The 24300-nt window shown below is 71.0% G+C and carries 25 protein-coding genes; 17 read left to right on the top strand and 8 right to left on the bottom strand.

The annotated features are described in order from the left end of the window. Positions 1-3 precede the first annotated feature (3 nt). From flgA to flgF, 3 genes are all read right to left on the bottom strand, one after another. Positions 4-714: a flagellar basal body P-ring formation chaperone FlgA gene (gene flgA / locus ACO2Q0_RS15790; protein ID WP_423352842.1), complete on the bottom strand. Its 711-nt coding sequence runs from the start codon at positions 712-714 to the stop codon at positions 4-6. A 116-nt stretch (positions 715-830) separates the two neighbouring features. Continuing rightward, the gene (gene flgG, locus ACO2Q0_RS15785; protein ID WP_423352475.1) at positions 831-1619 is read right to left on the bottom strand and encodes a flagellar basal-body rod protein FlgG; all 789 of its coding nucleotides are present in this window, start codon (positions 1617-1619) and stop codon (positions 831-833) included. A gap of 14 nt (positions 1620-1633) precedes the next feature. After that, entirely contained in the window at positions 1634-2371 is a 738-nt protein-coding gene (gene flgF / locus ACO2Q0_RS15780) for a flagellar basal-body rod protein FlgF (protein WP_423352474.1), read from the bottom strand. Between the two features lie 220 nt (positions 2372-2591). On the opposite strand from flgF, the gene ACO2Q0_RS15775 reads away from it, so the two are divergent. From ACO2Q0_RS15775 to ACO2Q0_RS15755, 5 genes are read left to right on the top strand one after another with little or no spacing between them, the layout of a single operon-like run. After that, positions 2592-3197: a flagellar basal body-associated FliL family protein gene (locus ACO2Q0_RS15775; protein ID WP_423352473.1), complete on the top strand. Its 606-nt coding sequence runs from the start codon at positions 2592-2594 to the stop codon at positions 3195-3197. 34 nt (positions 3198-3231) lie between these two features. Beyond that, on the top strand, positions 3232-4314 hold the full coding sequence (gene fliM / locus ACO2Q0_RS15770; RefSeq protein ID WP_423352472.1) for a flagellar motor switch protein FliM: 1083 nt from the start codon (positions 3232-3234) through the stop codon (positions 4312-4314). Next, positions 4311-4823 (top strand): DUF6468 domain-containing protein, encoded by a 513-nt coding sequence (locus ACO2Q0_RS15765; protein WP_423352471.1) that lies wholly within the window; start codon positions 4311-4313, stop codon positions 4821-4823. The genes fliM and ACO2Q0_RS15765 overlap by 4 nt, the downstream gene beginning before the upstream one ends. Before the next feature lie 5 nt (positions 4824-4828). Beyond that, positions 4829-5734 (top strand): MotE family protein, encoded by a 906-nt coding sequence (locus ACO2Q0_RS15760; protein ID WP_423352470.1) that lies wholly within the window; start codon positions 4829-4831, stop codon positions 5732-5734. A 3-nt stretch (positions 5735-5737) separates the two neighbouring features. Beyond that, positions 5738-8635 carry an endoglucanase gene (locus tag ACO2Q0_RS15755; RefSeq protein WP_423352469.1) on the top strand — a complete coding sequence of 966 codons (2898 nt, stop codon included), beginning with the start codon at positions 5738-5740 and terminating at the stop codon, positions 8633-8635. 132 nt (positions 8636-8767) lie between these two features. Here ACO2Q0_RS15755 and fliP read toward each other — a convergent pair whose 3' ends face one another. Both fliP and ACO2Q0_RS15745 read right to left on the bottom strand, forming a co-directional pair. Then, the gene (gene fliP / locus ACO2Q0_RS15750; RefSeq protein ID WP_423352468.1) at positions 8768-9565 is read right to left on the bottom strand and encodes a flagellar type III secretion system pore protein FliP; all 798 of its coding nucleotides are present in this window, start codon (positions 9563-9565) and stop codon (positions 8768-8770) included. After that, positions 9565-9843 (bottom strand): flagellar biosynthetic protein FliO, encoded by a 279-nt coding sequence (locus tag ACO2Q0_RS15745; protein ID WP_423352467.1) that lies wholly within the window; start codon positions 9841-9843, stop codon positions 9565-9567. Before ACO2Q0_RS15745 ends, fliP begins: the two co-directional genes overlap by 1 nt. A 91-nt stretch (positions 9844-9934) precedes the next feature. Here ACO2Q0_RS15745 and flgB point away from each other — a divergent pair, with 91 nt between their 5' ends. Genes flgB through fliE form a run of 3 tightly spaced genes read left to right on the top strand, consistent with a single transcriptional unit; the run spans position 9935 to position 11116 of the window. Next, complete coding sequence (flgB, locus tag ACO2Q0_RS15740) at positions 9935-10360, top strand: flagellar basal body rod protein FlgB (protein ID WP_423352466.1); 426 nt, start codon at positions 9935-9937, stop codon at positions 10358-10360. A 14-nt stretch (positions 10361-10374) separates the two neighbouring features. Further along, on the top strand, positions 10375-10791 hold the full coding sequence (gene flgC, locus ACO2Q0_RS15735; protein WP_423352465.1) for a flagellar basal body rod protein FlgC: 417 nt from the start codon (positions 10375-10377) through the stop codon (positions 10789-10791). A gap of 13 nt (positions 10792-10804) precedes the next feature. Beyond that, positions 10805-11116 (top strand): flagellar hook-basal body complex protein FliE, encoded by a 312-nt coding sequence (gene fliE, locus ACO2Q0_RS15730; RefSeq protein WP_423352464.1) that lies wholly within the window; start codon positions 10805-10807, stop codon positions 11114-11116. 54 nt (positions 11117-11170) lie between these two features. Here fliE and ACO2Q0_RS15725 read toward each other — a convergent pair whose 3' ends face one another. Beyond that, positions 11171-11683 carry a superoxide dismutase family protein gene (locus tag ACO2Q0_RS15725; RefSeq protein ID WP_423352463.1) on the bottom strand — a complete coding sequence of 171 codons (513 nt, stop codon included), beginning with the start codon at positions 11681-11683 and terminating at the stop codon, positions 11171-11173. A gap of 67 nt (positions 11684-11750) precedes the next feature. On the opposite strand from ACO2Q0_RS15725, the gene ACO2Q0_RS15720 reads away from it, so the two are divergent. The 9 genes from ACO2Q0_RS15720 (at position 11751) to ACO2Q0_RS15680 (ending at position 21657) form a co-directional block, all read left to right on the top strand. After that, entirely contained in the window at positions 11751-12530 is a 780-nt protein-coding gene (locus ACO2Q0_RS15720) for an ATP-binding cassette domain-containing protein (RefSeq protein WP_423352462.1), read from the top strand. Next, entirely contained in the window at positions 12527-14077 is a 1551-nt protein-coding gene (locus ACO2Q0_RS15715) for a glycine betaine ABC transporter substrate-binding protein (protein WP_423352461.1), read from the top strand. Before ACO2Q0_RS15720 ends, ACO2Q0_RS15715 begins: the two co-directional genes overlap by 4 nt. A gap of 99 nt (positions 14078-14176) precedes the next feature. After that, a complete protein-coding gene (fliQ, locus tag ACO2Q0_RS15710) occupies positions 14177-14440 on the top strand; it encodes a flagellar biosynthesis protein FliQ (RefSeq protein WP_423352460.1) in 264 nt (87 codons plus the stop codon). Positions 14441-14474: 34 nt separating this feature from the next. After that, complete coding sequence (fliR, locus tag ACO2Q0_RS15705; protein WP_423352459.1) at positions 14475-15236, top strand: flagellar biosynthetic protein FliR; 762 nt, start codon at positions 14475-14477, stop codon at positions 15234-15236. Further along, a complete protein-coding gene (flhB, locus tag ACO2Q0_RS15700) occupies positions 15233-16318 on the top strand; it encodes a flagellar biosynthesis protein FlhB (protein WP_423352458.1) in 1086 nt (361 codons plus the stop codon). Before fliR ends, flhB begins: the two co-directional genes overlap by 4 nt. Before the next feature lie 10 nt (positions 16319-16328). Then, positions 16329-18455 (top strand): cell cycle histidine kinase CckA, encoded by a 2127-nt coding sequence (gene cckA / locus ACO2Q0_RS15695; RefSeq protein WP_423352841.1) that lies wholly within the window; start codon positions 16329-16331, stop codon positions 18453-18455. A 144-nt stretch (positions 18456-18599) separates the two neighbouring features. Continuing rightward, complete coding sequence (locus tag ACO2Q0_RS15690) at positions 18600-19655, top strand: hypothetical protein (RefSeq protein ID WP_423352457.1); 1056 nt, start codon at positions 18600-18602, stop codon at positions 19653-19655. Beyond that, a complete protein-coding gene (locus ACO2Q0_RS15685) occupies positions 19652-20698 on the top strand; it encodes a tetratricopeptide repeat protein (RefSeq protein WP_423352456.1) in 1047 nt (348 codons plus the stop codon). Before ACO2Q0_RS15690 ends, ACO2Q0_RS15685 begins: the two co-directional genes overlap by 4 nt. Before the next feature lie 83 nt (positions 20699-20781). Beyond that, positions 20782-21657, top strand: coding sequence for a TauD/TfdA dioxygenase family protein (locus ACO2Q0_RS15680; RefSeq protein WP_423352455.1), 876 nt, complete (start codon positions 20782-20784; stop codon positions 21655-21657). A 137-nt stretch (positions 21658-21794) separates the two neighbouring features. Here the strand turns inward: ACO2Q0_RS15680 and ACO2Q0_RS15675 are convergent, their stop codons facing one another. Together ACO2Q0_RS15675 and ACO2Q0_RS15670 are read right to left on the bottom strand one after the other, a co-directional pair. Continuing rightward, entirely contained in the window at positions 21795-22979 is a 1185-nt protein-coding gene (locus ACO2Q0_RS15675; RefSeq protein ID WP_423352454.1) for a TIGR03862 family flavoprotein, read from the bottom strand. A gap of 6 nt (positions 22980-22985) precedes the next feature. After that, the gene (locus ACO2Q0_RS15670) at positions 22986-24281 is read right to left on the bottom strand and encodes a M20/M25/M40 family metallo-hydrolase (protein WP_423352453.1); all 1296 of its coding nucleotides are present in this window, start codon (positions 24279-24281) and stop codon (positions 22986-22988) included. Positions 24282-24300 lie beyond the last annotated feature (19 nt).

The raw sequence follows: 24300 nt of genomic DNA, 5'->3' as shown, positions 1-24300 counted from the left end.
CCTTCAGCGGAGCGCGACGCGGGTGGAGCGGTTGAGCAGTTTCATCTGGTCGGCGGCGGGTCCGACCGCGGCCTGGCCAGGCCCGGTGACGACCGCCTGGACGACCTTCTTCGACGACACGTTCTGGACGTTGATGGTCTCGCCCACGCCGCCGCCGGTCATGGCCTTGGCCTGCAGCGCCAGGCTGATCCCGTCGGCGTCGTAGGTCAGGGTGACGATCTCGCCGGCCTTGACGACCTCGACGGCGGCGACGTCCCGTCCGGCGACCGCCGCGCCCATCCGCAGCGAACGCTTGGCGGCCAGGCCCACGACCACGTCCGGATCGGCCGGAGCATCGGCCGGCGCTGCGGCCGCCTTGCCCCAGACCAGGTCGGCCGGCTGGATCGTCTCGCCCGCCATGATGTTGCGGGCCCAGGTCAGCACCTGGACGTTGCCGCGCTGGGCCGCGGGCGTCCCGCCGCGAACCACGATCTGACGGAGGCCCTGGGCGTTGGCCCAGTCCAGCCCCGCCCGTCGGGCCGCGATCTGCACGGCGGCCGCGCTCAGCATCATCGTCTGGCCCGTGCGGGCCGCCAGCGGCGTGCCGGCCGCGGCGCCCGCGCCGTCGAACAGGTCGCCCAGGGTGACGATTCCGTCGGCGTCGGCGACGTCGGTCTTCAGCGTCACCGGCTGGCCGGCCAGGGCTGGGGAGACCATCAACCCCAACGCCGTCATCCCGGCCGCAGCGAAGCGGAGCGCCGGGACCCAGGGGCCGAGCGCGGTGCGTCCGTCCTGGGTCCCGGATCGGCCTTCGGCCGTCCGGGATGACAGGCTGTTTCCGGAGCGGGTCATCACGCCTTCACCTGGTTGGCCGTGGCCAGCATGTTGTCGGCGGTGGAGATGACCTTGGAGTTCATCTCGTAGGCCCGTTGCGCGACGATCAGGGCGGTGATTTCCGAGACCGCGTCGACGTTCGAGGCTTCGGTGTAGCCCTGGATCAGGCCGCCGACGCCGTTCTCGCCCGGCACGCCGGTGGTGGGCGCGCCCGAGGCGGCGGTTTCCATGAACAGGTTCGAGCCCATGGCCTTCAGGCCGCCCTCGTTCAGGAAGGTGGCGAGCTCAAGCTGACCCACGACCGCCGGCGCCGTCTGGCCGGCCTGGGTCACCTGCACCTGACCGCTCTTGGAGATCGCCACGTCGACCGCGTCCTGCGGGATCGTGATGCCCGGCTGGATCTGGTAGCCGTCCTGGGTGACGAGCTGGCCCTGGTCGTTGACCGCCAGGTTGCCGGCCCGCGTGTAGGCCGTCTCGCCGGAGGGCAGCAGCACCTGCAGGTAGCCGGTGCCGTCGATGGCCATGTCCAGCTTGTTGTCGGTGCGGGTCATTGTGCCCTGGGTCATGATCCGATAGACGCTGCCGGCCTTCACGCCCGCGCCCACCTGCACGCCCGTCGGCACGATGGTGCCCTGGTCGGACGACTGCACGCCGGCGGCTTCGAAGGTCTGGTAGAGCAGGTCCTGGAACTCGGCGCGCTGACGCTTGAAGCCCACCGTGTTCATGTTGGCGATGTTGTTCGAGATGACCTCGACGTTCAGCTGCTGAGCGGCCATGCCGGTGGCCGCGGTGCGGAGCGCTTGCATCGGTCGCTATCCCCTTACTGGACCCGGCCCAGGCGCTCGACGGAGCGGCGCGAGAGGTCGGCTTCGGAATCGATCATCTTGGCGGTGGACTCGTAGGCTCGGCTCACCTCGACCATGCGGGTGATCTCCAGGATCGCCTGCACGTTGGAGCCTTCCAGCATCCCCTGCCGAAGGACGGCTTCGGTGGCCGGCTGGGCGGTCAGGTTCGAGGTGTTGCGGTACTGGTTGTCGCCGGTCTTCTCGAGGGCGGCGAGGCTCTCGAAGGTGAACACGCCTACCTTGCCGATGCGCTCGTTCCCCTGGCTGACCACGCCGTCCTTGGCGATGGAGGCCGGGCCCTTTTCCGGGTCGATGGTGATCTCGCCGCCGCCCTCGTCCAGCACCGGCTGTCCGTTCTGGGTGACCAGTCGGCCGACCTCGTCGGTGCGGAAGCGGCCGTCGCGGGTGTAGCGCTCGCCGTCGTCGCCCTGCACGCGGAAGAAGCCCTGGCCCTCGATAGCCAGGTCGAACTGGCCGCCGGTCTGCCGCAGGGCGCCCTGGCCGAAGTCGCGGGCCACGCCGTCGGCCGAGACGAACTTCACGGGCTTCGGCCCGCCCAGCGTCATGGCCGGCGCCTGCGCGTCGGTCTTCTTCAGCAGCGATTCGACCTTGAACCCGGTGGTGTCCAGGTTGGCGATGTTGTTGGCGATGATGTCCATCTCCTTGCGGAGCACCATCTGGCGGGACAGTCCGATGTAGGTCGCGTTGTCCATCTTAACCGGCAAGCCTTGCAGGGCATGGTTTTCAGCCGTTCGTGCTGCAAGGTTTGGGCCAGTCTGAAAGTCCAGCAAATTCAACGGACAATAAAGTTAACGGGCGCCGGGCGGCGGAAAATGCCGGGCAGGCTTGGCCGTCGTTAAGGTCCGTTAAAAACCGGTTCTTAACCAAACCGGGGTCACACGTGTGCGGGACAGGATTCTAAGGAACGCGCGCGTGGCCAAGGACAAGGTCAAGGAGGCCCCGGAAGGCGAGGCTCCCGCCGAGGGCGAGGAGGGCGAAGCGCCGGCCAAGAAGAAGCTGCCGCTCAAGCTTCTGATCATCGGCGGCGTGGCCGCCGTCCTGGTGCTGGGCGGCGGCGGGACCGCGGCCTTCATGTTCCTCGCGCCCAAGCCCGACGAGGCCGCCGCCCATGGCGAGGCCAAGGCGAAGAAGAAGGAAAAGAAGAAGGAAGAGAAGGGCGAGAAGGGCAAGGAAGGCGAGAAGGGCGCGGCGGTCGTCCGCGAGGGGCCCGACGGCGTCGTCTTCTACACCATGCCCGACGTCGTGGTGAACATGCAGACCGCCGACGGCCGGCCCACCTTCCTGAAGCTGAAGCTCACCCTCGAACTGCCCGACCACGAGGCGGTCGAGACGCTGGATCCGAACATGCCGAGGCTCCAGGACATGTTCCAGAGCTTCCTGCGCGAGCTTCGCCCCGAGGACCTGTCGGGCAGCCAGGGCAGCTATCAGCTGCGCATGGAGATCCTGCGCCGGGTGAACCTCGTGATCGCCCCCTCCAAGGCCAACGCCGTCCTGATCGAGGAGATGCTGATCAACTAGGGCCGCAAGGCCCTGGGCGAGACGCGCCAGTCCCATGAGTGAAGACGCAGACCTTCCCGCCGAACCCGAAGCCGCCGCCGGCGGCGAGGCCGGCTGGACGGAGCCCAAGGGCGGCCCCGACGGCCTGATCGGCTCGGAGCGCATCCTCAATCAGGACGAGATCGACAGCCTGCTGGGCTTCGACCTCTCCGACGACGAGGTCTCCGAGCGCACCGGCATCCGGGCGATCATCAACTCCGCGCTCGTCAGCTACGAGCGCCTGCCGATGCTGGAGATCGTCTTCGACCGCCTGGTGCGGTTGATGACCACCTCCCTGCGGAACTTCACGTCCGACAACGTCGAGGTCAGCCTCGACAACATCAGCTCGATCCGCTTCGGCGACTATCTGAACTCGATCCCGCTGCCGGCGATCCTGTCGGTGTTCCGGGCCGAGGAGCTGAACAACTACGGCCTGCTGACGGTCGACTCGAACCTGATCTACTCGATCGTCGACGTGCTGCTGGGCGGGCGCCGCGGCACGGCGGCCATGCGCATCGAGGGCCGGCCCTACACCACCATCGAGCGCGTGCTGGTCCAGCGGATGGTCGAGGTCGTCCTCGCCGACGCCCGCGAGGCCTTCGAGCCGCTGACCCCGGTCAGCTTCACCCTCGACCGGCTGGAGACGAACCCGCGCTTCGCCGCCATCGCCCGTCCTGCCAATGCGGCGATCCTGGTGAAGCTGCGCATCGACATGGAAGACCGCGGCGGCCGCATCGAGCTGCTGCTGCCCTACGCCACCCTCGAGCCCATCCGGAAGATGCTGCTGCAGCAGTTCATGGGCGAGAAGTTCGGCCGCGACAACATCTGGGAAAGCCACCTCGCCACCGAGCTCTGGACCACCAGCATGGAGGTCCGCGCCGTGCTCGACGAGCAGCAGATCCCGCTCCAGCGCGTCCTCGACCTGAAGGTCGGCGACACCCTGATGCTGAACGCCACGCCCGACAGCCTGATCGAGCTGCGGGCCGGGGCCATCCCGCTCACCCGCGGCCGCATGGGCCGCCGCAACGCCCACATCGCCGTCCGGGTGGAAGCGCCGCTTTCGCCTCACGCCCGCCAAGCCGTCACGAGGACCCAATGAGCCTGATCGGCCTGATCATGAACCTCGTGCTCGCCGGCCTGCTGCTGGCGGCCCTGTCGATGGGCGTGCGGCTGAACCGCCGGCTCAAGGCGCTGCGCGACAGCCAGGACGGCTTCGCCACAGCCGTGGCCGAACTGAACGCGGCGGCGAGCCGCGCCGAGCAGGGGCTCGCCGACCTGCGGGCCGCCACCGACGAGGCCACCGACGAGCTGGCCGACCGGATCGAGAAGGGCCGGGCGCTCGCCGCCAGGCTGGAACGGCTGATGGCCTCCGCGCCCGATCGGGTCCGGGACGCGCCTGAGGAGGGCGACCTCGGCCGCGACGCCGAGCGCCGCCTTGGCGCGCTGCTGGCCGCCGCCCGGGAGGCCCGGACCAAACCCGAGCGCCTGGTGCGAGAGCAGCCGAAGGTCGCCCCGCGGCCGGCGCCCCGGTCGCCGCACGATCCCGACGCCGACCTTTTCGAAGACGAGCCCCTGACCCTCGACGCGCCGTTCGGAGGCCGCCGGTGAAATCCATGCCCCGCATCCTGCCGCTGGTCGGCCTCGCCGCCGGCGGCGTCCTCGCCATCAATGCGCTCGCCGGCGCCCGCGATCTGCCGGGCATGCTGTCCGGCGCCCGCGCTTTCGCCGAGGAGGCCGTGAAGGGCGAGCCCAAGGACAAAAAGGCCGACGAAAAGGCCGAGACCGGCGAGGCCAAGGACGCTGCGGCTCCTGGCCTGCCGCCGCCGACCCTTCAACCGAAGGCCGTCTGTGCGCCCACCGCCGCCGAGCTCGCCAAGCAGGCGGGCTTGTCCCCGGCCGAGCTGCAGGTGCTCCAGAGCCTGGGGGAACGCCGTGGCGTGCTCGACGCCCGCGAGAACGACCTGAACACCCAGCTCGCCCTGATGGCCGCCGCCGAGGCCAAGCTGGACGCCAAGATCAAGGCGCTGACCGGCTTGAAGGGCGAGGTCCAGGGCCTGCTCACCCAGGCCGACGCCAAGCAGGCCGCCGAGATCGATCGCCTCGTGAAGGTGTTCGAGGGCATGAAGGCCAAGGACGCCGCTCCGCGCCTCGCGGCGCTGGACGACGCGGTCCGGCTGCCCATCGCCGCGCGAATGAAGGAGCGTTCGCTCTCCGCCATCGTCGCCCAGATGCCCTCGGCCGAAGCCAAGAAGCTGACCGAGGGCCTCGCCAAGCGGTTCACCGACGCCCAGGCCGCCGCGCTCCGGGCCCAGCAGCTCGCCCAGAACACGGCCGAGCCGCCTGCGGCGGAGCCGGCCGCCGCGCCGCCCGCAAAGGCTGCAGCCCAGCCGCGCCGTCAGCCCGCGCGCACGCCGCCACGCAAGGCTGCGCCCGCCAACCAGCAGGCCGCCAAGCCCGAAGCCGCGCCCCCGGCCGCCGCGGCGGCGCCGAGCGCCGCTCCTCCGGCCAAGGCCGGGTAGCCGATGAGCCTGCGCCAGGCCCTCCGTTCCGGCGTCGCCGCCGCCTGCATCGCCTCCGTGGCGGCGCCGGCGAGCGCCGTTGCGCCTGCGGTGGACGCCCTGGCCAAGGGCCCCCTGGACGTCCGCGTCGCCCAGGCCGAGACGTTCTCGCGCATCGAGTTCCACTGGAAAGGTCAGGCGGCGGTCTCATCGGCGCGCGACGGCCAGCAACTCACCCTGACCTTCAGCCGCGACGCCGACCCGGATATCTCCCGTCTGCGCACTTCGCCGCCGCGCTGGGTGAAGACCGCCGAGAAGCGCCACGCCGGCGGCAAGCTGCAGCTCGTCATCACGCTCGCCGACGACGCCGACGCGAAGGTCGGCTCCGCCGACGGTGCGTCCTACGTCAATATCTTCGAGAAGCCGCCCGCCGCGGAGGCCCCGGCCGAAGTGGCGCAGGCCGAGCCGGAGCCGCCCCGTCCGAACCCGCTGCCGCCGGGCGGCGTGGTCAAGATGGGCGTGCGGGTCGCGTCCGGTCAGGCGCAGCTCTCGTTCGACTGGGCCAACCCGGCCGGCGCCGCCGTCTTCCGCCGCGGCTCGGCAGTCTGGGTGGTGTTCGATGCGCCGGCCAGGCTTGACGTCTCGGCCGCGCCGAAGGGCCTGAAGCAGTTCGGCGCCGTCCAGGCGTTCCGCGGGCCCGACTACGCCGCCCTGCGCATCGAGACGCCGGCCGAGACCCCGATCTTCGCCACCGCCGTCGGCAACACCTGGACCATCAGCTTCGGTCCGGGCGGCCAGGCCCAGCCGGGCATCGTCCGCGTCGGCCGCGACGCGGCCGGCGGTCCGCCCGTGGTGAAGGCGCCTGTCGCCGGCGCCACGCGCGTCGTGCGCTTCAACGATCCGGTCGTCGGCGACGTGGTGACGGCGGTGACGGCCCTCGGCCCGGCCAAGGGCCTGCCCAGCCGCCGCGACTATGTCCAGATGGCGCTGCTGCCCTCGATCCAGGGCCTGGCCGTCGAGAGCTTCGTCGAAGACCTCGACGTGCAGCGCGACGGCGACATCGTCCGCATCGGCCGGCCCCAGGGTCTGACGCTGTCGCCCGCCTGGGCCGTCCGCGACCGCGAGCAGGCCGATCTCGGCGCGCCCAAGCCCGCCGTCATGCCGGCCCTGATCTCCGAGGAATGGGCGCAGACGGGCGAGCACGGCTTCCTCGCGCGCTACAATTCGCTGATGTCGGCCGCGGCGGGCGAGGCCGCCAACGAGGACCGCCAGGCGCCGGTCGCCGCCCGGATGGCCTTGGCCCGCTTCCTCGTCGGTTCCGAGCTGTCGTTCGAAGCCATCGGCGTCCTCAACAACCTCGCCCGCGAGCATCCCGAGATGCTCGACGATCCGGAGTTCCGCGGCCTGCGCGGCGTCGCCCGCGTGCTGGCCCGCCGCTACAAGGAAGCCGAGGCCGACCTCTCGGCCCCGCCGCTCGCCGACGATCCCTCCAGCGCCATGTGGCGCTCCTACGTGGCGACCCAGCTCGCCCGCTGGCCGGACGCCCGCACCGAATTCGGCAAGGGCGCGGAGTCGTTCGCCCTGTTCTCTCCGGCCTGGAAGGCGCGCTTCGCCCGGTCCGAGGCCCAGGCCTCGCTCTACCAGGGCGATCTGGTCGGCGCCGAGGCGCGCATCAAGCTGGCGCTCGCGGAAAAGGCCGGCGCCTCCGAAGAGCTGCAGAGCCGCCTGCTGCAGGCCCGCATCATCGAACTGCAGGGCCACAAGGACCGGGCGCTCAGGATCTACACCGCCATCGCCCGTGCGCCGGTCGACGCCATCGCCGCGCCCGCCCTGCTGCGCGCCACCCAGATCAAGCTGGAAACCGGACAGCTGACGCCGCTCCAGGCGGCCACGGTGTTCGACAACCTGCGCTATCGCTGGCGTGGCGACGCCACCGAGCTCGAGACCATCCGCGCGCTGGGCAATCTCTACCTCGGCCAGGGCCGCTACCGCGAGGCGCTGGAGGCGCTGCGCACCGCCGGCGGCCGGCTGCCCGACCTGCCCGAGGCGCTGCAGCTCCAGGCCGACCTCTCGGCCGCCTTCCGCGCCCTGTTCCTGGACGGCATGGCCGACGGGCTGGAGCCCGTACAGGCGCTGGCCCTGTTCTATGACTTCAAGGAGCTCACGCCCATCGGCGCCGACGGCGACCTGATGGTCCGCAAGCTGGTGCGCCGCCTCGTCGACGTCGACCTCCTGCCCCAGGCCGCCGAGCTCCTGAAGTACCAGGCCGAGAACCGTCTCGAGGGCGTGGCCAAGGCCCAGGTGTCAACGGACCTGGCGCTCATCTACCTGATGGACCGAAAGCCGGAGGCGGCGATCCAGGCGATCAACGCCTCGCGCACCACCGTCCTGCCCAACGCCCTGAGCAGCGAGCGCCGCCTGATCGAGGCCCGCGCCTGGGCCGCCGTGGGCCGCCACGAAAGCGCGCTGGAGATCATCGAGCGCGACGCCTCCAAGGAGGCCCAGGACCTGCGCGCCGAGGTCACCTGGAAGCAGAAGAACTGGGCCGCCGCGGGGCCGCTGTTCGAGAAGGGCCTGGGCGACCGCTGGAAGAAGCCCGACGCGTTGACCGCCGAAGAGGAGGGCAAGCTGCTCCGCGCCGGCGTCGCCTACAGCCTGGCCGGCGACGAGGCCGCGCTTCAGCGGCTGGAGCGCCAGTACGCCGGCTTCTACGACAAGGCGAGCAATCCCGAGGCCCTGAAGATCGCGCTGTCGGGCGAGCCTTCGGGCCGGCTCAGCGTCGGCGACTTCGGCCGCGTCTCCGCCGACAACGAGGCCTTCGCCGGCTGGGTCGCCAAGATGAAGGAGCGCTTCAAGACGCGGCCTTCGCCCAGCGGCAAGCCGGCCGCTCCCGCCGCCGCCACCAAGGCCGCCACGACCTAGCGCTCCTCCCCTGCGAAGCGGGGGAGGGGGACCACGAAGTGGTGGAGGGGGCGTCTTCGGAGGATGGGCTCTACGCCCCCTCCGTCGCATTCGCGACACCTCCCCCGCTTCGCAGGGGAGGAGCTGGGGCGCCTACCCCCCCGCGCCGCGCTGGAAGCTCTCCACCAGGCTGCCGCAGACTAGCCGCCAGCCGTCGACGAGCACGAAGAAGATCAGCTTGAAGGGCAGGCTGACCACCGCCGGCGGCAGCATCATCATGCCCATGCTCATCAGCACGCTGGCGACCACCAGGTCGATGACCAGGAAGGGCACGAACAGCAGGAAGCCGATCTCGAAGGCGCGCTTCAGCTCGCTGATCATGAACGCGGGCGTCACCACGCGCAGCGGCACGGCCTCGGCGGTGGCGGGGCGGGGGATCTTCGACAGCCGGATGAAGAGGCCGAGGTCGTCTTCGTCCACCTGGCTCAGCATGAAGGTCTTCACCGGCCCGCCGGCCCGGTCGAACGCCTCGGGAAGCTCCATCTGCTGGTCGAGGAGCGGCTTCACGCCCTCCTGGTACGACCGCTCGAAGGTCGGTCCCATGACGATCGCGGTCAGGAACAGGGCCAGGGAGATGATCACGGCGTTGGGCGGGCTCTGCTGCACCCCCAGCGCCGTGCGCAGCAGGCTGAGCACCACCACGATGCGCACGAAGGAGGTGGTCATGATCACGATGGAGGGCGCCAGCGACAGGACCGTGAGCAGCCCCACGAGCTGCACGACCCGCTCGGTCAGGCCGGCGCCCGTGCCGAGGTCGATGTTCACCGCCTGGGCCGCCGCCGCGGCCGGGAACACCAGCGCCGCGACCGTGGCGATGACCGACAGCCCCGCGGCCTTGCGCCAGTCCTCGGCGGGGAGGGCGCGGACCGCCTTGAAGAGGTCGCCCAGCATCAGCGGCCGCCCGTCTTGGACTTCAGCTCGCCCAGCATCCGGCCCTCGCCCAGCAGCAGCAGCCGCTCCTCACCGTCGCAGTCGACGATCAGCAGGCGCCGCGCGGGATCGATCACCAGCGTCTCCACCACCTTGAGCCGGCGTTCCTTGCGCTGGGGTTGGCCGAAGCGGGCGAGGGCGTTCGGCCCATAGCGGCGCAGCGCCAGCGCGCCCAGGCCCACGAGGCCCAGGGTGAAGGCCAGCGCGAAGACGGCTTGGATGAAGTCGAGGAAACCCATGGGCGCTTCTGCGGCAGGAGGTGCTTTGTGGCCCCATGACGCCCCGAGTCTCTTAAGAGCCGATTAACCCTGTTTATTCACCATCTTCCGCATGGACTTGGCCCAGATTCCGCTCTTCGCGATGCTCCGCGGCCGGCTCGGCCATCTGTCGGAACGCCAGCGGGTGATCGCGCAGAACGTCGCCAATGCCGACACGCCCGGCTACGTCGCCCAGGACGTCAAGCCCTTCGGCTTCCAGGCCGCGATGCAGGCGCAGGGCGGCGGCGCCCGCGCCACGATGATGGCGGCCACCCAGGCCGGCCACATGCAACCGAAGTCCGAACGCCGGACGGCCGCGGCCGCCAAGGCGGTGGCCGCACCCGGCTCCGAGACCACGCTGAACGGCAACGCCGTGGTGCTCGAGGAGGAGATGCTGAAGATGACCGAGGCGCGGATGAATTACGACGCCGCCATCGGCTTCTACCAGAAGTCCATGAACATCCTCCGGATGGCCACCCGGCCGCCGGGCCGCGGCTGAAGGAGCCCTGACCGATGGCTGTCCGCTCCATGGCCGGGATCGCCCAGGCGATCGCCGCCTCCGCCCTCCGGGCCCAGCAGGCGCGCATGCGTATCATCGCCGAGAACCTGGCGAACGCGAACTCCACGTCCAAGACCCCCGGCGGCGACCCCTACCGCCGCCAGGCGCCCGTCTTCGAGCCGGCCAAGGTGGGCGGCGGGCAGGGCGTCCGCATGGCCAAGGTCGAGGCCGACCAGACCGAGTTCCGTACCGAGTACAACCCGGGCCATCCTTCGGCCGACGCCAAGGGCTATGTGAAGCTGCCGAACGTGAATTCTCTCGTCGAGGCGATGGACATGCGCGAGGCCCAGCGCGCCTACGAGGCCAACCTCAACGTCATCGAGACCGCGCGCGCCATGGAGGCCCGCACCCTCGACCTGCTCAAGAAGTAGGAGGCCTTAAACCGTGATCACGCCGCTCGCCGCCGCCAAGGCCTACGCCGCCGCCCAGAAGGGCATGTCGCTGGACGCCGGCTCCGAGGCCTCGGCGCCCGCCGCCGGTCCCGGCTTCGGCGACATCCTCAAGGCGGCGATGGGCGACGCGGTCCACGCCTCCAGGAACGCTGAGACCCAGATGGCCGCCCAGGTCCAGGGCAAGGCCGAGCTGATCGACGTGGTCACCGCCATCTCCGCCGCCGAGGCCAGCCTGGAGACGGTCATGGCCGTCCGCGACCAGGTGATCAACGCCTATCAGGAAATCATGCGGATGCCGATCTGAGCGCGAAGCGACCCATCCCCGCGAAAGGGATTCAGTCGCTCCGCACGTCGTCCCCTACTTGATGACGGCGCACGCCACGCGCGCGCCCGCGCCGCCGATCGGCTGGGTCGTGTGGTCGTCGGCGTTGGCGTGGATCAGAACCGCCGAGCCGTCCGCGTCGCGGAGCGCCTTCAGCGTCGTCAGGGTCGTATAGACCTCGGCGGCCGCCGCGCCGTCGGCGCCGGCGTGGATGTTCGGCAGGTCGCCCGTCTCGTTGGCCTGCGGGTTCAGCAGGCCGTGGACGCCCTTGGCCTCGCCGTGGCGGGTGTGTGCGCCGGCCGTCGTGAAGTCCGACTTCGAGCAATCCGCCTTCTCGTGGAAGTGCAGGCCGTGCCAGCCCGGCGACAGGCCCTTGGCCTCCACCCGCATCACCACGCCCTTCGGCGCCTCCGTCAGGGTCACGGAGCCCACCGTCTGGCCGGCCCCGTTCTTCAGTTCGGTGGTGACGGTTTCGCCCTGAGCGGACCAGGCGGGGGCGGCGCCCGCTAGGGCGGCGGCGGCGATGGCGATGGCGAACAGTCGGGACATTCGGGAACTCCTTGCACCTGGGGCGTCAGTCATAACGCGCCGGCGGCGGGACCGGGAATGCCGAACCGTGCTAGCGCTTGCGGCGATGCAGCCGGTGATCGAACTTGCCGCCGTCTCCAGGCGCTACGGCGGCCTGGCCGCTCTCGACGCGGTCAGCCTCGCGGTCGCGGCGGGCGAGTTCGTGGCGCTCGTGGGCGGCTCCGGGTCGGGCAAGACCACTCTGCTGAAGACGATCAACGGCCTGGTCCAACCGGACGAAGGCCGTGTGACCGTGCTGGGGCAGGACGCGACCACCGCCTCGCAGGCGCTGCGCCGGCGGATCGGCTACGCCTTCCAGGACGTCGGCCTGTTCCCGCATCGGACGGTGGCCGAGAACATCGCCGTGACGCCCGGCCTGCTGGGGTGGTCGGCCGAGCGCGTCGCCGCGCGGGTCGCCGAACTTCTGGAGCTGATCAGCCTGCCGTTATCCGTGCGCGACCGCCTGCCGGCCGAGCTCTCGGGCGGTCAGCGCCAGCGGGTGGGCCTCGCCCGCGCGCTGGCCGGCGAGCCGCCCCTGGTGCTGATGGACGAGCCCTTCGGCGCCCTCGATCCCGTCACCCGCGACGCGCTCGGCGGCGACTACCGCGCCCTGCACGAACGTCTCGGGCTCACGACCGTCATGGTCACCCACGACATGGCCGAGGCCGCCCTGCTGGCGGACCGCGTCGTGATGCTGAACGCCGGCCGCATCGTCGCCGACGGCGCGCCGGCCGAGCTGCTGGCCGGGACCGCCGATCCGGAGGTGCGGTCGCTGCTCGAAGCGCCGCTGCGCCAGGCCCGCCGCCTGGAGGCCCGGTTCGGAGCATGACCTCACGGTTCGCCGCCGCCTTCGAACGCCTGCCGGAGTACCTGGGCTGGCACGTGCTGCTGAGCGGCAGCGCTCTGGTCCTGGGCGTCGCCGTCAGCCTGCCGCTGGCGATCGCCGCCACCCGCAGCGCCCGCCTGCGCTGGCCGCTCCTGGCGCTGGCGAGCCTGATCCAGACGATACCGAGCCTTGCGCTGCTTGCGCTGTTCTATCCGCTGCTGCTGGCGCTGTCGGCCCTGAGCCTGGCGGCCCTGGGCGTCGGCTTCTCCGCCCTGGGCTTCCTGCCGTCGCTGCTGGCGCTGACGCTCTATTCCGTGCTGCCGATCCTCAGGAACACCGTCGCCGGCATCGGCGGCGTCGACCCTGCGGTCCGCGAGGCGGCGGACGCGCTGGGCATGACCTCGCGCCAGAAGCTCATCCAGGTGGAGCTGCCGCTCGCCGCGCCCGTCATCATGGCCGGCGTGCGGACCGCCGCCGTCTGGACCATCGGCGCGGCGACGCTGTCGACGCCCGTCGGCCAGACCAGCCTCGGCAACTACATCTTCGCCGGCCTCCAGACCGAGAACTGGGTGTTCGTCCTCTTCGGCTGCGGCGCCTCCGCCGCCCTGGCTCTGGCCGCCGATCAGCTCCTGGGCCTCGCCGAGGCGGGGCTGCGCCTGCGCCGCCGCGGGCTGGTCGCCGCCGGCCTCGGCGGCCTGCTCGTGGGTGCGGCGCTCGCGCTGCTGCCGCTCGCGGGCTTCGGCAAGCCCGTGGCCTACGTGGTGGGCGCCAAGAACTTCTCCGAGCAGTACATCCTCGCCGAGCTGATGGCCGAGCGGCTCGAACGCGGCGGCGCCCGCGTCGCGCGCAAGGAGGACCTGGGTTCGGCCGTCGCCTACCGCGCGCTCGCGGCCGGCGAACTGGACGTCTACGTCGACTACTCGGGAACGCTGTGGACCAACGTCCTGCGCCGCACCGACAATCCGGGCCGCCAGGCGGTGCTCGACCAGCTCACAGCCGAGCTCGATCGCCGCGACGGGGTCCGGGTTCTGGGCTCGCTGGGGTTCGAGAACGCCTACGCCTTCGCCATGCGCGCCGACCGGGCCCGCGAGCTGGGCATAGGCTCCATCGCCGACCTGGCGCGCCGGGCGCCCGCCCTGGCGCTGGGCTCCGACCTGGAGTTCCTGTCCCGGCCCGAATGGAAGGCCGTCGAGGGCGCCTATGGCCTGAAGTTCCGCAGCGCCACGGCCTACCAGCCCACCTTCATGTACCGGGCGCTCGCCGGCGGGGAGGCGGACGTCATCTCGGCCTTCTCGTCCGACGGTCGGATCGCCGCGGACAACCTCGTGACGCTCGCCGATCCCAAGGGCGCGATCCCACCCTACGACGCCGTCGTGCTGATCTCGCCCAAGCGGCGGGACGACCCACGCCTGCTGGCGGCGCTGCGCCCGCTGATCGGCAGGATCCCCGTCGAGGCCATGCGCGCCGCCAACTACACCGTCGACCGGGACCAGGGCAAAGCCACGCCTGCCGAAGCCGCCCGGAGGCTGGAATCCGAGCTGGGTCTCTAGGCAATTCCTGCCCACCGGTAGCCGTTCGTTAACCATGCCGGACCGACTCTGCCGCCAGCGGATTCTCCGCGGTTCGAGCGTGTGTGGGCGGGGGATTCGATGAACGGCGCCGAAGTCCTGGATGTCGGGCGCGAGGCCATCTGGCTGACCATCCAGCTTTCCGCGCCCGTGCTGATCGTGGGCCTGATCGTCGGCGTGGGCATCGGCCTGCTGCAGGCGCTCACCCAGATCCAGGAAGCGACGCTGGTCTATGCGCCGAAGATCGTCGCGATCTTCGTCTCGCTGCTCATCTTCCTGCCGCTGATGGGGGCGCTCATGAGCGGCTTCATGCAGCATATCGCCGCCCGCATCGCGGCCATGTGAGCGGGGGCGCGGCCGCCCCCATGGAATCCCCCTGATGGAGTCCTACGCCACAGCCCAGCAGGTGTTCGCCGGCGGCCTGGTCTTCGCGCGGCTGGGGGCGATCATCATGCTGCTGCCGGGCCTGGGCGAGACCTTCATCCCGCCCCGCATCCGGCTGTCGTTCTCGCTGGCTATGGCGCTGATGCTGTTCCCGGTGCTCGGCGCCGCCGCGCCGCCGCTTCCCGGCACGGTCAGCGGCATGGCCGGACAGGTGATCCAGCAGATCTTCATCGGCCTGATGATCGGCGGCATCCTACGGATCTTCATGATGTCGCTGTCGACTGCGGGCGAGCTCGTGTCGCTGGGGACGACGCTGTCGTTCGCCCAGACCGCGAACCCCATGCAGGCCCAGCCCTCGCCCACGCTCGCCACCTTCCTGGGGCTGATGGGGGTGGTGCTGATCATGTCCACCGACCTGCACCACATGTTCCTGGCCGCCATCGTGCGGTCCTTCAGCCTGTTCCCGTTCGGTCGTGACGTGCCGATCGCCGACGCCGGGCAGCTCGCCATCCAAACGGTCAGCAAGTCCTTCGCGCTCGGCCTCCAGCTTGCGGCGCCGGTGCTGGTCTTCTCTCTGATCTTCAACGTGGCGGTGGGCCTCGTCGGCCGCATCATGCCGCAGTTCCAGGTGTTCTTCGTCGCCACCCCGCTGATCGTCCTGCTGGGGCTGGCCGTCTTCGCGCTCAGCCTGGGAACCATCGGCCTCGTCTGGGTCGAGCGGTACCGTGAACTGGTGGGGGCCTTCCTCGGCCGATGAGTGAAGACGCCGCCTCCAAGACAGAAGAACCGACACCGCGAAAACTATCCCAGGCGCGGGAGAAGGGGGACGTTCCCAAGACCCCGGACCTGTCGCCCTTCGCCATCCTCGCCGGCGTCTCGGCGGCGATCATCTTCGCCGGCGACTGGCTGGCCCGCGGCCTGACCGAGAACCTCGTGCCCTATCTGGCCCATCCGCACGAGATCGTCGTGGACGGTCAGGGCGGGGTGGGCGTCATCCGGCATGCGGTGCTGGCCGCGGCGCCGACGCTGGCGCTGGTTTTCGGCGTGGCCTCGATCTGCGGGATCGCCGGAAACCTCTCGCAGACCGGCTTCATGTTCTCGGGCGAGAAGCTGAAGCCCGACCTCTCGAAGTTCAACCTGCTGAAGGGCCTGCAGAAGCTGTTCGGCCCCGACGGCCTCATGCAGTTCGCCAAGTCGGTGCTGAAGGTCTGCGTCACCGGCGCGCTGGGCTGGTGGATCCTCAAGCCCTTCATCCCCCAGCTCGCCAACCTCGCGGCCCTCGATCCGATGGCCATGCTGCCCTTCGCCGTCGACATCCTGAAGCGCCTGCTGTTCGCAGTGGCCGCGCTCTCCCTGGCCGTCGCCGGCGCCGACTGGCTCTGGCAGCGCCAGCGCTTCATGAAGCGCATGCGGATGAGCAAGGAGGAGGTGAAGGAGGACTTCAAGCAGACCGAGGGCGATCCTCACGTGAAGGCGCGCCAGAAGCAGATCCAGTTCGAGCGCGCCAAGCGCCGGATGATGCAGGCCGTGCCCGACGCCACCGTGGTGATCATGAACCCGACCCACTACGCCGTGGCGCTGAAGTACGACGAGGGTGCCTCAGGGGCGCCGCTCTGCGTGGCCAAGGGCCTGGACAGCCTCGCCCTGAAGATCCGCGCCATCGCCGAGGAAGCCGGCGTCCCCGTCATCGAGGACCCGCCGCTGGCCCGCGCCCTCTACGCCGCCGTCGAGGTCGACGACATGATCCCGCCGGCCCACTATGAGGCGGTGGCCAAGATCATCGGCTTCATCCTCAACGCCGCGAACGGCCGCCGCCGTGCGGCCGCTAAGCCCTTGTGACACAATGCCGATGACCGAATCGCCGCCGGAGGCCGCCTTTGGCGGCCGACATGTGGAAAAACCGGAGGCCGCCTTGGCCGAGCCGTCCAATCCGAAGGGCCGCTTCGACCCCCTGACCGGGGCCGCCGTGGTGTTCTTCCTGCTGGCCGTGGCCTTCGCCGCGGCGCCGGCGGTGGACGCCGGCCCGGCCACCCTGGCCAGCATGATGCTGCTGATCGGCCTGGCGGGCGTGTCCTGCCTCGGCCTCTTCGTGCTGCGCACCGGCGCCGACACGCCGGCCGAGACGGACCAGGGGGCCGAGGCTTTCCTCCAGGCCCTGGACGAGCCCGCCGCCATCGCCTCGCCCGACGGCAAGCTGTCCGCGGCCAACGCCGCCTGGCGCACGGCCATGGGGCCGACGATGCGGCTGCCGAAGAACGGCGCGGCCGCCGCCAGCCTGTTCGGCGCCCTCGCCGCCGCGCGCCGCGGGGAACTGGGCCGCGCCCTGCTGAAGGTCGCGGGCGAGGAGCGCAAGGCGCTGATCTCGCCGGTGGGGCCCCGTCGCTACCTCGTCCGCCTGACCGGCTCCGGCGGCGTGCTCGCTCTTCCCTCGGCGGCGATGGAGGTGCTGAACGCCTTCTCGGGGGCCAAGGCCCCGCCGCCCAAGGTGCTGGACGCCTTCGCCGCCGCCTCGCCGTTCGGCGCCGCCCTGCTCGAGGGCGAGGACCCGTTCCTGTCGACCATCGTCGAGGCCAACCCGGCCCTGAAGGCCGTCGCCGGCGACTGGGAGGTCGGCCAGCCCTTCGGTGCGCTCATCGAGCCCGCCAGCCGCGAGGACGCCGCCCGGCGCCTCGCCGACGGCAAGGCCCCGCTGGAAGTCCGGCTGGCGTGCGATACCGCCCGGATCGCGCACCTGTACCTCTCCAAGAGCGACGGCCGCTGGGTGGCCTACCTCGTCGATGTCTCCGAGCAGAAGCAGATCGAGCTGCAGCTCGCCCAGAGCCAGAAGATGCAGGCCATTGGCCAGCTGGCCGGCGGCGTGGCGCACGACTTCAACAACCTGCTCACCGCCATCCTGATGCAGCTCGACGTGCTGGCCACCCGCCACCCGGTGGGCGACCCCTCGTACGAGGGGCTGAACGAGATCAAGCAGACGTCGATGCGGGCCGCGGACCTTGTCCGCAAGCTGCTGGCCTTCTCGCGCAAGCAGACCGTCCAGCGCGAGATCCTCGACGTCGGCGAGATGATCTCGGAGTCCGAGGTGCTGCTGCGCCGCCTGCTGCCGGAAGACATCAAGCTGGTCACCGACTACGGCCGCAACCTGCCGCACGTCCGGGCCGACCGTGGCCAGCTCGACACCGCCATCATGAACCTGGTGGTCAACGCCCGCGACGCGATCCGCAGCCACGGCGGCAGCCGCATCAAGATCAAGACCGGCCGGGTCAGCCAGGAAGAGGCGCGCAACCTCGGCTATCCGACGGCCCAGGGCGACCAGGCGCTGATCCAGGTGTCGGACGACGGCCCCGGCATCGCGCCCGAGGCGCTGGACAAGATCTTCGACCCCTTCTTCACCACCAAGCCGGTGGGCGAGGGGACGGGCCTGGGCCTCGCCACCGTGTACGGGATCGTCAAGCAGTCCGACGGCTGGATCTCGGTCGACAGCCGTCCAGGCAAGGGCGCGGCCTTCCGCATCTTCCTGCCGGTGCATGTGCCGGTGGTCGAGGTCGCCCCGCCGCCCGAGCCTGTGGCCAAGCCCAAGCGCCCGGCGGCGCGCGACCTGTCCGGCGCCGGCCGCATCCTGTTCGTCGAGGACGAGGACGCCGTCCGCGGCGTCGCGGCCAAGCTGCTCCGCGCCCGCGGCTACGAGGTGATGGAGGCGGCCAGCGGCGAGGAGGCCCTTGAGATCGCCGAAACCCACGCGGGCGAGATCGACCTGATGATCTCCGACGTGGTGATGCCGGGCATGCAGGGCCCGGAGCTTCTGAAGCAGGCCCGATCCTACCTGGGCTCGGCCCCGGTGATGTTCATCTCGGGCTACGCCGAGAGCGAGTTCTCGGACCTGCTGGAGGGCGAGAGCAATATCTCGTTCCTGCCCAAGCCCATCGACATCAAGACCCTCGCCGAGCGGGTGAAGCAGGAGCTCCAGAAGGCTGCGTGAGCCGGCGCGCCCGTGGCAAGCGGCAGCATCCGCGCCAACGGGCTTGCCTCGCCGGGCGGGCGCCTCCAAAGATCGCCGCTCCATGGGATTGAAGAGCGCCGGCCTGCAGGACCGGCGCCCGCTACGCTGGATGGGTTACGCCGCATGTCCGCTACTGCCGAAGCTCGCCTGGGACTGGTGAAGGTCTTCGACCTCGCCGCGAAGGCCGCAGCGGAGGATCGGGTCGAGGAAGCCGAGCGCCTCTACCGCCTGCTGATGAAAGGCGGCCCGACGCCCGAGGTGTACCGCAACCTCGCCGTCCTGCTCGATCGCCACGAACGCTACGACGAGGCCGAACAGCTGCTGCGCGAGGCGCACGCGCGCTGGCCGGAGGATCGCCCGACCGCCTGGTTCCTCGGCATCGCGCTCCTGGCGCGGGGCGCCTGGGAGGAGGCCTGGCCGCTCTACCACCAGCAGGAGACCCGCGGCTCGTGGGCGCCGCGCCTCAGCTACCCCGAGTGGGAAGGCGGCCCGGTCAAGTCACTGCTCGTGCTGCCCGACCAGGGCCTGGGCGACCAGATCCAGTTCGCCCGCTTCATCCCGGTCCTCGTCCAGCGGGGCATCGCGGTGACGCTCTTCTGCCAGCCCAAGCTGGCCCGGCTTTTTGCGGGTCTTGGCGCCAAGGTGCTGCCGGCGGAAGGCTCGGCCAGCGTCCCCCGCCACGACGCCTGGACCATCCTGTCGGCCCTGCCGTGGCGCCTCGGCGTCACGCCCGAAACGATCCCGAACGCGCCCTATCTCCCGGGCAAGTCGGGCGGTTCCGGCATCGGCGTCGCCGTGCGCGGCAACCCGATCCACACCCGCGACCGCTGGCGCTCGCTGCCGCCTGACATGGCCGCCGAGCTCCTCGCGCTGCCCGGCGCGCGCAGCCTGCACCCCGAGGATACGGGCGCGCAGGACATGGAGGACACCCGCCGCATCGTCGCCGACCTGGAGCGGGTCATCACCGTCGACACCGCCGTGGCCCACCTCGCGGGCGCCATGGGCAAGCCGGTGTGGCTGCTGTCTCCGGCGGCGGCCGACTGGCGCTGGCTGCGCGGGCGCACCGACAGCCCCTGGTACCCGACCCTGCGGATCTTCCGCCAGCACCGGCCGGGCGACTGGAAGAGCGCACTCGACGACGTGCGCCGCGCCCTCGCCGAAGAAGGCTCCGCCGCGTGAGCCAGACGGCGCTCACCGCCCAGCAGGCGTTCGATCTGGCGCTGGAGAAGAGCCGCGCCGGCGAGCTGGAAACAGCTGAACAGCTCTTTAGGACCGTGCTCACCGCCAGCCGTCACCCGGGCGTGTTCACCAACCTCGCCGTCAACCTGGTCCGCCAGGGGCGGCTCGACGACGCCGAGGCGGCGTTCCAGGAGGGGCTGGCCGGACACCCCCACGACGTCGAGCTCAACTGGCAGCTGGGGCTGCTCCATCTGCTGCGCGGCCGCTACGCCGAGGGCTGGCCGCGTTACGAAGGCCGCCCCGCCCGCCGCCACTGGAGCCAGTCCCTGAGCTTCCCCGAATGGCAGGGCGAGCCGGTCCAAAGCCTGCTCGTGCTTCCCGAACAGGGGTTGGGCGACCAGATCCAGTTCGCCCGCTACGTGCCGGGCCTCGTCGCGCGGGGCGTCAAGGTGACGCTCTACTGCAGCCCCGCGCTCGTGCGACTGTTCTCCGGCCTGGGCGCCGACGTGCGCGCCGCCGAGGGTGCGGTCGACATCCAGCGCCACGACGCCTGGTGCATGGCGGGCTCGCTTCCGTACCGGACCCAGACGACGCTCGAGACGATCCCCAGCGCGCCCTACCTGCCGGGCGGCTTCGGCGGCGGGACAGGCGTCGGGGTGGCCCTGTCCGGCAATCCCGGCCACAAGGACGACGCCAACCGTTCGCTGCCGCTAGAACTGGCGGCCGAGGTGCGCGCCTGGCCGGGCGTCGTCAGCCTTGCGCCCGAGGACACGCGCGCCCGCGATTTCGAGGACACCCGCGGGATCATGGAGGGGCTCGACCTCGTCGTCAGCGTCGACACGGCCGTGGCCCACCTGGCGGGCGCGATGGGTAAGCCGTGCTGGCTGCTGCTGCCGTTCTCGCCCGACTGGCGCTGGATGACCGAGCGCACCGACAGCCCCTGGTATCCCTCGATCCGCATCTTCCGCCAGCCTCGCCGCGGCGACTGGCGGAGCGTGCTGGACGCGGTGAAGGCCGAGCTCGACGCGCGGACGCCGTCTTAAGGCCGGCTGACAGCGCATGCAGTCTTCCGCGGGTGGCGGCCGGCCGCCATCGTAGTAGCGTCGGCTCCAGCAAGGAGCCGCCGATGAGCCAAGCCCTGAACATCCGCCGCGTCGCCGGCGCCCTCGGCGCCGAGATCTCGGGCGTCGATCTCTCGCGGCCGCTTTCCGACGACACGGTGGCCGGGATCCGCCGCGCCCTGGTGGAGCACCAGGTGATCTTCTTCCGCGATCAGGATCTGACGCCGGCCCAGCAGACCGCCTTCGGCGCCCGCTTCGGCCCGCTGAACGTCCACCCGTTCGTCCAGGGCATGGCCGGTCAGCCCGAAGTCATGGAGATCATCAAGGAGCCGTCCGATCGCGTGAACTTCGGCGGCGGCTGGCACTCGGACATGAGCTTCCTGGAGCGGCCCTCCATCGGCTCGATCCTCTATGCGATCGAGATCCCTGAGTTCGGCGGCGATACCCTGTTCGCCAGCCAGGCCGCCGCTTTCGAGGCCCTGTCGCCCGGCCTGCAGAAGACGCTGGAGGGGCTGAACGCCGTCCATTCCGCCAGCCGCGAATACTCGTCCCAAGGCCACTCAGCCCAGAAGCGCGGCTCGATGCAGGTGGCCGAGGCGGACGGCTACGTGGGCGAGTTCGTCCACCCGATGGTGCTGGTTCACCCCGAGACCGGCCGCAAGGCGCTCTACGTCAATCCCGCCTTCACCCTGCGCATCGAGGGGTGGAAGACCCGGGAGTCCAAGGCCCTGCTCGACTTCCTGTTCGAGCACTCGCGCTATGAGGCCTTCACCTGCCGCTTCCAGTGGCGCGAGGGCTCGGTCGCCTTCTGGGACAACCGCTCCGTCTGGCACTTCGCGCTGAACGACTACCCGGGTCAGCGCCGCCACATGCGCCGCGTGACGGTGGACCCGTGGCCGGTGGGCGCCGTGGCGGCGAAAACAGACGAGGCGGTCGCCTGATCGCTCCTCCCCCGCGACGCAGGGGAGGTGGCCCGAAGGGCCGGAGGGGGTGTCCTTCCGCGGGGCCACGCGCCCCCACCGTCTCGCCGCGCTTCGGCGGCGATCCACCTCCCCCGCGACGCGGGGGAGGAGCGGGGTCAGAGGCCGAGACGCTTCAGCACGCCTTGGGCCGCCGCCAGCCCCGTCGCGAAGCTCGCCTGCAGCAGGTAGCCGCCGGTGGGCGCTTCCCAGTCCAGCATCTCTCCGGCCACGAAGACGCCCGGGCGAGACCTCAGCATCAGGTCGCCGTCCACGGCGTCCAGCCGCACGCCGCCGGCCGAGGAGATGGCGCGGTCCAGTCCCTGCACGCCGGAGAGCTTTAGCGGCGCGGCCTTGATGGCGCGGGCCAGCGCCCCGGGTTCGGACGGCAGGTCCTTGCCGTGCGCCTCGCGCAGCAGGTTGGTTTCGAGGGGCGAGAGCTTCAGCGCCTTGCGCAGGTGGTTCGACAGGCTCTGCGCGCCGCGCGGCTTCGCCAGCCGCCCCGTGAGCGCGCCCACGCTCATGTCCGGCCGCAGGTCGACCTCCACCACGGTGGAGCCCTCGGCCGCGATCGCGTCCCGCAGCTCGGCCGACAGCGCATAGACCGCGCCGCCCTCGAGCCCGTAGCGGCTCACCACCGCCTCGCCGCGGACGGTGCGGCCCCGGTGGGTGAGCGCGATCCCCTTCAGCGGCTGGCCGGCGAAGCCCTGCATCACCGCGCTCCAGGCCACGTCCACGCCCATGTTGGCCGGTCGGAAGGGCGCGACGTCGTCCGCCAGGAACCGCGCCCAGCCGCCGTCCGTCCCGAGTTTCGGCCAGGACGCCCCGCCCAGCGCCAGGATCGCCGCGTCCGGCCGCACCTCCTCGTCGCCCAGCAGCAGCGCGCCGTCGGCGGTCCAGCCCCGCCAGTCGGAGCGCGTCCGCACCTCGACTCCCAGCCACGCCAGCCGCGCCAGCCAGGCGCGCAGCAGCGGCGAGGCCTTCAGCGCCCTCGGGAACACGCGGCCTGAGGATCCGACGAACGTCTCCTGGCCGAGGCCTTCGGCCCAGGCGACCAGCGCGGCTGGTGGAAACCGCTCCAGGTGCGGCCGCAACCACTCGGCGGCCGCCCCATAGCGTGCGACGAACGCCTCGAAGTCCTCGGAATGGGTCAGGTTCAGGCCGCCGCGGCCGGCCATCAGGAACTTGCGCGCGACCGACGGCATCCGGTCGAAGACCGTCACCGTCACCCCTGCGCCCGCCAGCCGCTCGGCGGCGAAGAGCCCGGCGGGCCCCGCGCCGACGATCACGACCTGAGCGGGCATCGGGCGTTAGCGGTTCGCCATGGCGATCAGCGCCGCCAGGCCCACGCCCATGCCGCGCAGGCTCTCCGGCTTGGCCACGTCGATCCACTCATCGGGCGCGTGCGCCCGGCCGCCCTTGCCGCCCGAGCCGATGGTGACGGCCGGGATGCCCAGGCTGATCGGCATGTTGGAGTCGGTCGAGCTCGCGCCCAGGATCGGCTGGTAGCCCGCCGCCCGCACCGCCGCGGAGGTGATCTGCACGATCTCGGCGTCCTCGCGGGTCTTGCCCGTCGGCCGGTCGCCGATCAGCTTGACCTCGGCGCTGATCTTGCCGGGCGCGGTCGAGCGCGCCGCGTTCTCGGCGGCGACCGCCTCGTCGACGATCTGCTTGAACTTCGCGTCCACCTTGGCGAGCTCGTCGGGGCTCTCAGAGCGCATGTCGACCTCCAGCCAGATCGCTTCGGGGATCGAGTTCACGCTGGTGCCGCCGCCGACCACGCTCGTCGCATAGGTGGTCTTCGGGGTCTTCGGAACCTCGAGCTTGTTCATCGCCACCACGGCGTTCCCCATGGCCGCCATCGGGTTGACGATGCCGAACGCGCCATAGCTGTGGCCGCCCGGGCCCTTGAAGGTGACGCGGTAGCGCCTGGAGCCGACGGCGCCCGAGACCACCCGGTCGGGGCTGGTCCCGTCCATCGAGAAGAAGGCCGCGACCCGGTCCTTGTAGCGTCCCTTGGTGAAGATGTGCCGCACGCCGCGCAGGTCGCCGGGGCCTTCCTCGCCGACGTTGCCAACGAAGAGGATGTCGCGCTTGGTCTTGATCTTGGCCGCGTCCAGCGCCCGGATATAACCCAGCAGCACCGCCAGCGAGTGGGTGTCGTCGCCGACGCCCGGCGCGAAGAGCTTGGTGCCTTCGCGGCGGACCTTCACATTGGTGCCTTCGGGAAAGACGGTGTCGAGGTGGGCGGCGATCACCACCACCTTGCCGCCGGCTGGGCCGGTCCCGCGGCGCAGGCCCATGACGTTGCCCTCGGCGTCCATCTCGATGTCGGTTAGGCCGTGGGCCTTCAGCATCTCGATGTAGGTCTGGGCGCGCTTCTCCTCCTTGAAGGGCGGCGCCTCGATCTCGGTGAGCGCGATGGTGTCGGCGACGATCCGCTCGTGCTGCGCGTCCAGCGTCGCCATCGCGGCCTTGAAGTCGGCCGAATTGCGAATCTGCTGGATGGTCCTGTCCGCCTGCGCCGGCGTCACCTGGGCGAGTGCGCCCGTCGCGACCGATACGGAAAGAACGGCGGCCAGTCCCAGCCCCGAAACGCGTAACATCGTGATGGAATCCTTGCCT

The sequence above is a fragment of the Phenylobacterium sp. VNQ135 genome (assembly GCF_049445735.1).
GTDB lineage: Bacteria > Pseudomonadota > Alphaproteobacteria > Caulobacterales > Caulobacteraceae > Phenylobacterium.
The sequence above is the reverse complement of the archived record's forward strand: the minus strand, read 5'-3'. Positions and strand labels throughout refer to the sequence as shown.

What these genes read in the sequence shown, in the direction of transcription:
- cckA (WP_423352841.1), top strand. Translation starts at nt 16,329, where the DNA reads ATGACCGAATCGCCGCCGGAGGCCGCCTTTGGCGGCCGACATGTGGAA.
- fliR (WP_423352459.1), top strand. Translation starts at nt 14,475, where the DNA reads ATGGAGTCCTACGCCACAGCCCAGCAGGTGTTCGCCGGCGGCCTGGTC.
- ACO2Q0_RS15760 (WP_423352470.1), top strand. Translation starts at nt 4,829, where the DNA reads ATGCCCCGCATCCTGCCGCTGGTCGGCCTCGCCGCCGGCGGCGTCCTC.
- flhB (WP_423352458.1), top strand. Translation starts at nt 15,233, where the DNA reads ATGAGTGAAGACGCCGCCTCCAAGACAGAAGAACCGACACCGCGAAAA.
- flgC (WP_423352465.1), top strand. Translation starts at nt 10,375, where the DNA reads ATGGCTGTCCGCTCCATGGCCGGGATCGCCCAGGCGATCGCCGCCTCC.
- ACO2Q0_RS15690 (WP_423352457.1), top strand. Translation starts at nt 18,600, where the DNA reads ATGTCCGCTACTGCCGAAGCTCGCCTGGGACTGGTGAAGGTCTTCGAC.
- ACO2Q0_RS15755 (WP_423352469.1), top strand. Translation starts at nt 5,738, where the DNA reads ATGAGCCTGCGCCAGGCCCTCCGTTCCGGCGTCGCCGCCGCCTGCATC.
- fliQ (WP_423352460.1), top strand. Translation starts at nt 14,177, where the DNA reads ATGAACGGCGCCGAAGTCCTGGATGTCGGGCGCGAGGCCATCTGGCTG.
- flgF (WP_423352474.1), bottom strand. Translation starts at nt 2,371, where the DNA reads ATGGACAACGCGACCTACATCGGACTGTCCCGCCAGATGGTGCTCCGC.
- fliM (WP_423352472.1), top strand. Translation starts at nt 3,232, where the DNA reads ATGAGTGAAGACGCAGACCTTCCCGCCGAACCCGAAGCCGCCGCCGGC.
- ACO2Q0_RS15745 (WP_423352467.1), bottom strand. Translation starts at nt 9,843, where the DNA reads ATGGGTTTCCTCGACTTCATCCAAGCCGTCTTCGCGCTGGCCTTCACC.
- flgG (WP_423352475.1), bottom strand. Translation starts at nt 1,619, where the DNA reads ATGCAAGCGCTCCGCACCGCGGCCACCGGCATGGCCGCTCAGCAGCTG.
- flgA (WP_423352842.1), bottom strand. Translation starts at nt 714, where the DNA reads ATGACGGCGTTGGGGTTGATGGTCTCCCCAGCCCTGGCCGGCCAGCCG.
- flgB (WP_423352466.1), top strand. Translation starts at nt 9,935, where the DNA reads ATGGACTTGGCCCAGATTCCGCTCTTCGCGATGCTCCGCGGCCGGCTC.
- fliP (WP_423352468.1), bottom strand. Translation starts at nt 9,565, where the DNA reads ATGCTGGGCGACCTCTTCAAGGCGGTCCGCGCCCTCCCCGCCGAGGAC.
- ACO2Q0_RS15715 (WP_423352461.1), top strand. Translation starts at nt 12,527, where the DNA reads ATGACCTCACGGTTCGCCGCCGCCTTCGAACGCCTGCCGGAGTACCTG.
- ACO2Q0_RS15670 (WP_423352453.1), bottom strand. Translation starts at nt 24,281, where the DNA reads ATGTTACGCGTTTCGGGGCTGGGACTGGCCGCCGTTCTTTCCGTATCG.
- ACO2Q0_RS15765 (WP_423352471.1), top strand. Translation starts at nt 4,311, where the DNA reads ATGAGCCTGATCGGCCTGATCATGAACCTCGTGCTCGCCGGCCTGCTG.
- ACO2Q0_RS15680 (WP_423352455.1), top strand. Translation starts at nt 20,782, where the DNA reads ATGAGCCAAGCCCTGAACATCCGCCGCGTCGCCGGCGCCCTCGGCGCC.
- ACO2Q0_RS15725 (WP_423352463.1), bottom strand. Translation starts at nt 11,683, where the DNA reads ATGTCCCGACTGTTCGCCATCGCCATCGCCGCCGCCGCCCTAGCGGGC.
- ACO2Q0_RS15675 (WP_423352454.1), bottom strand. Translation starts at nt 22,979, where the DNA reads ATGCCCGCTCAGGTCGTGATCGTCGGCGCGGGGCCCGCCGGGCTCTTC.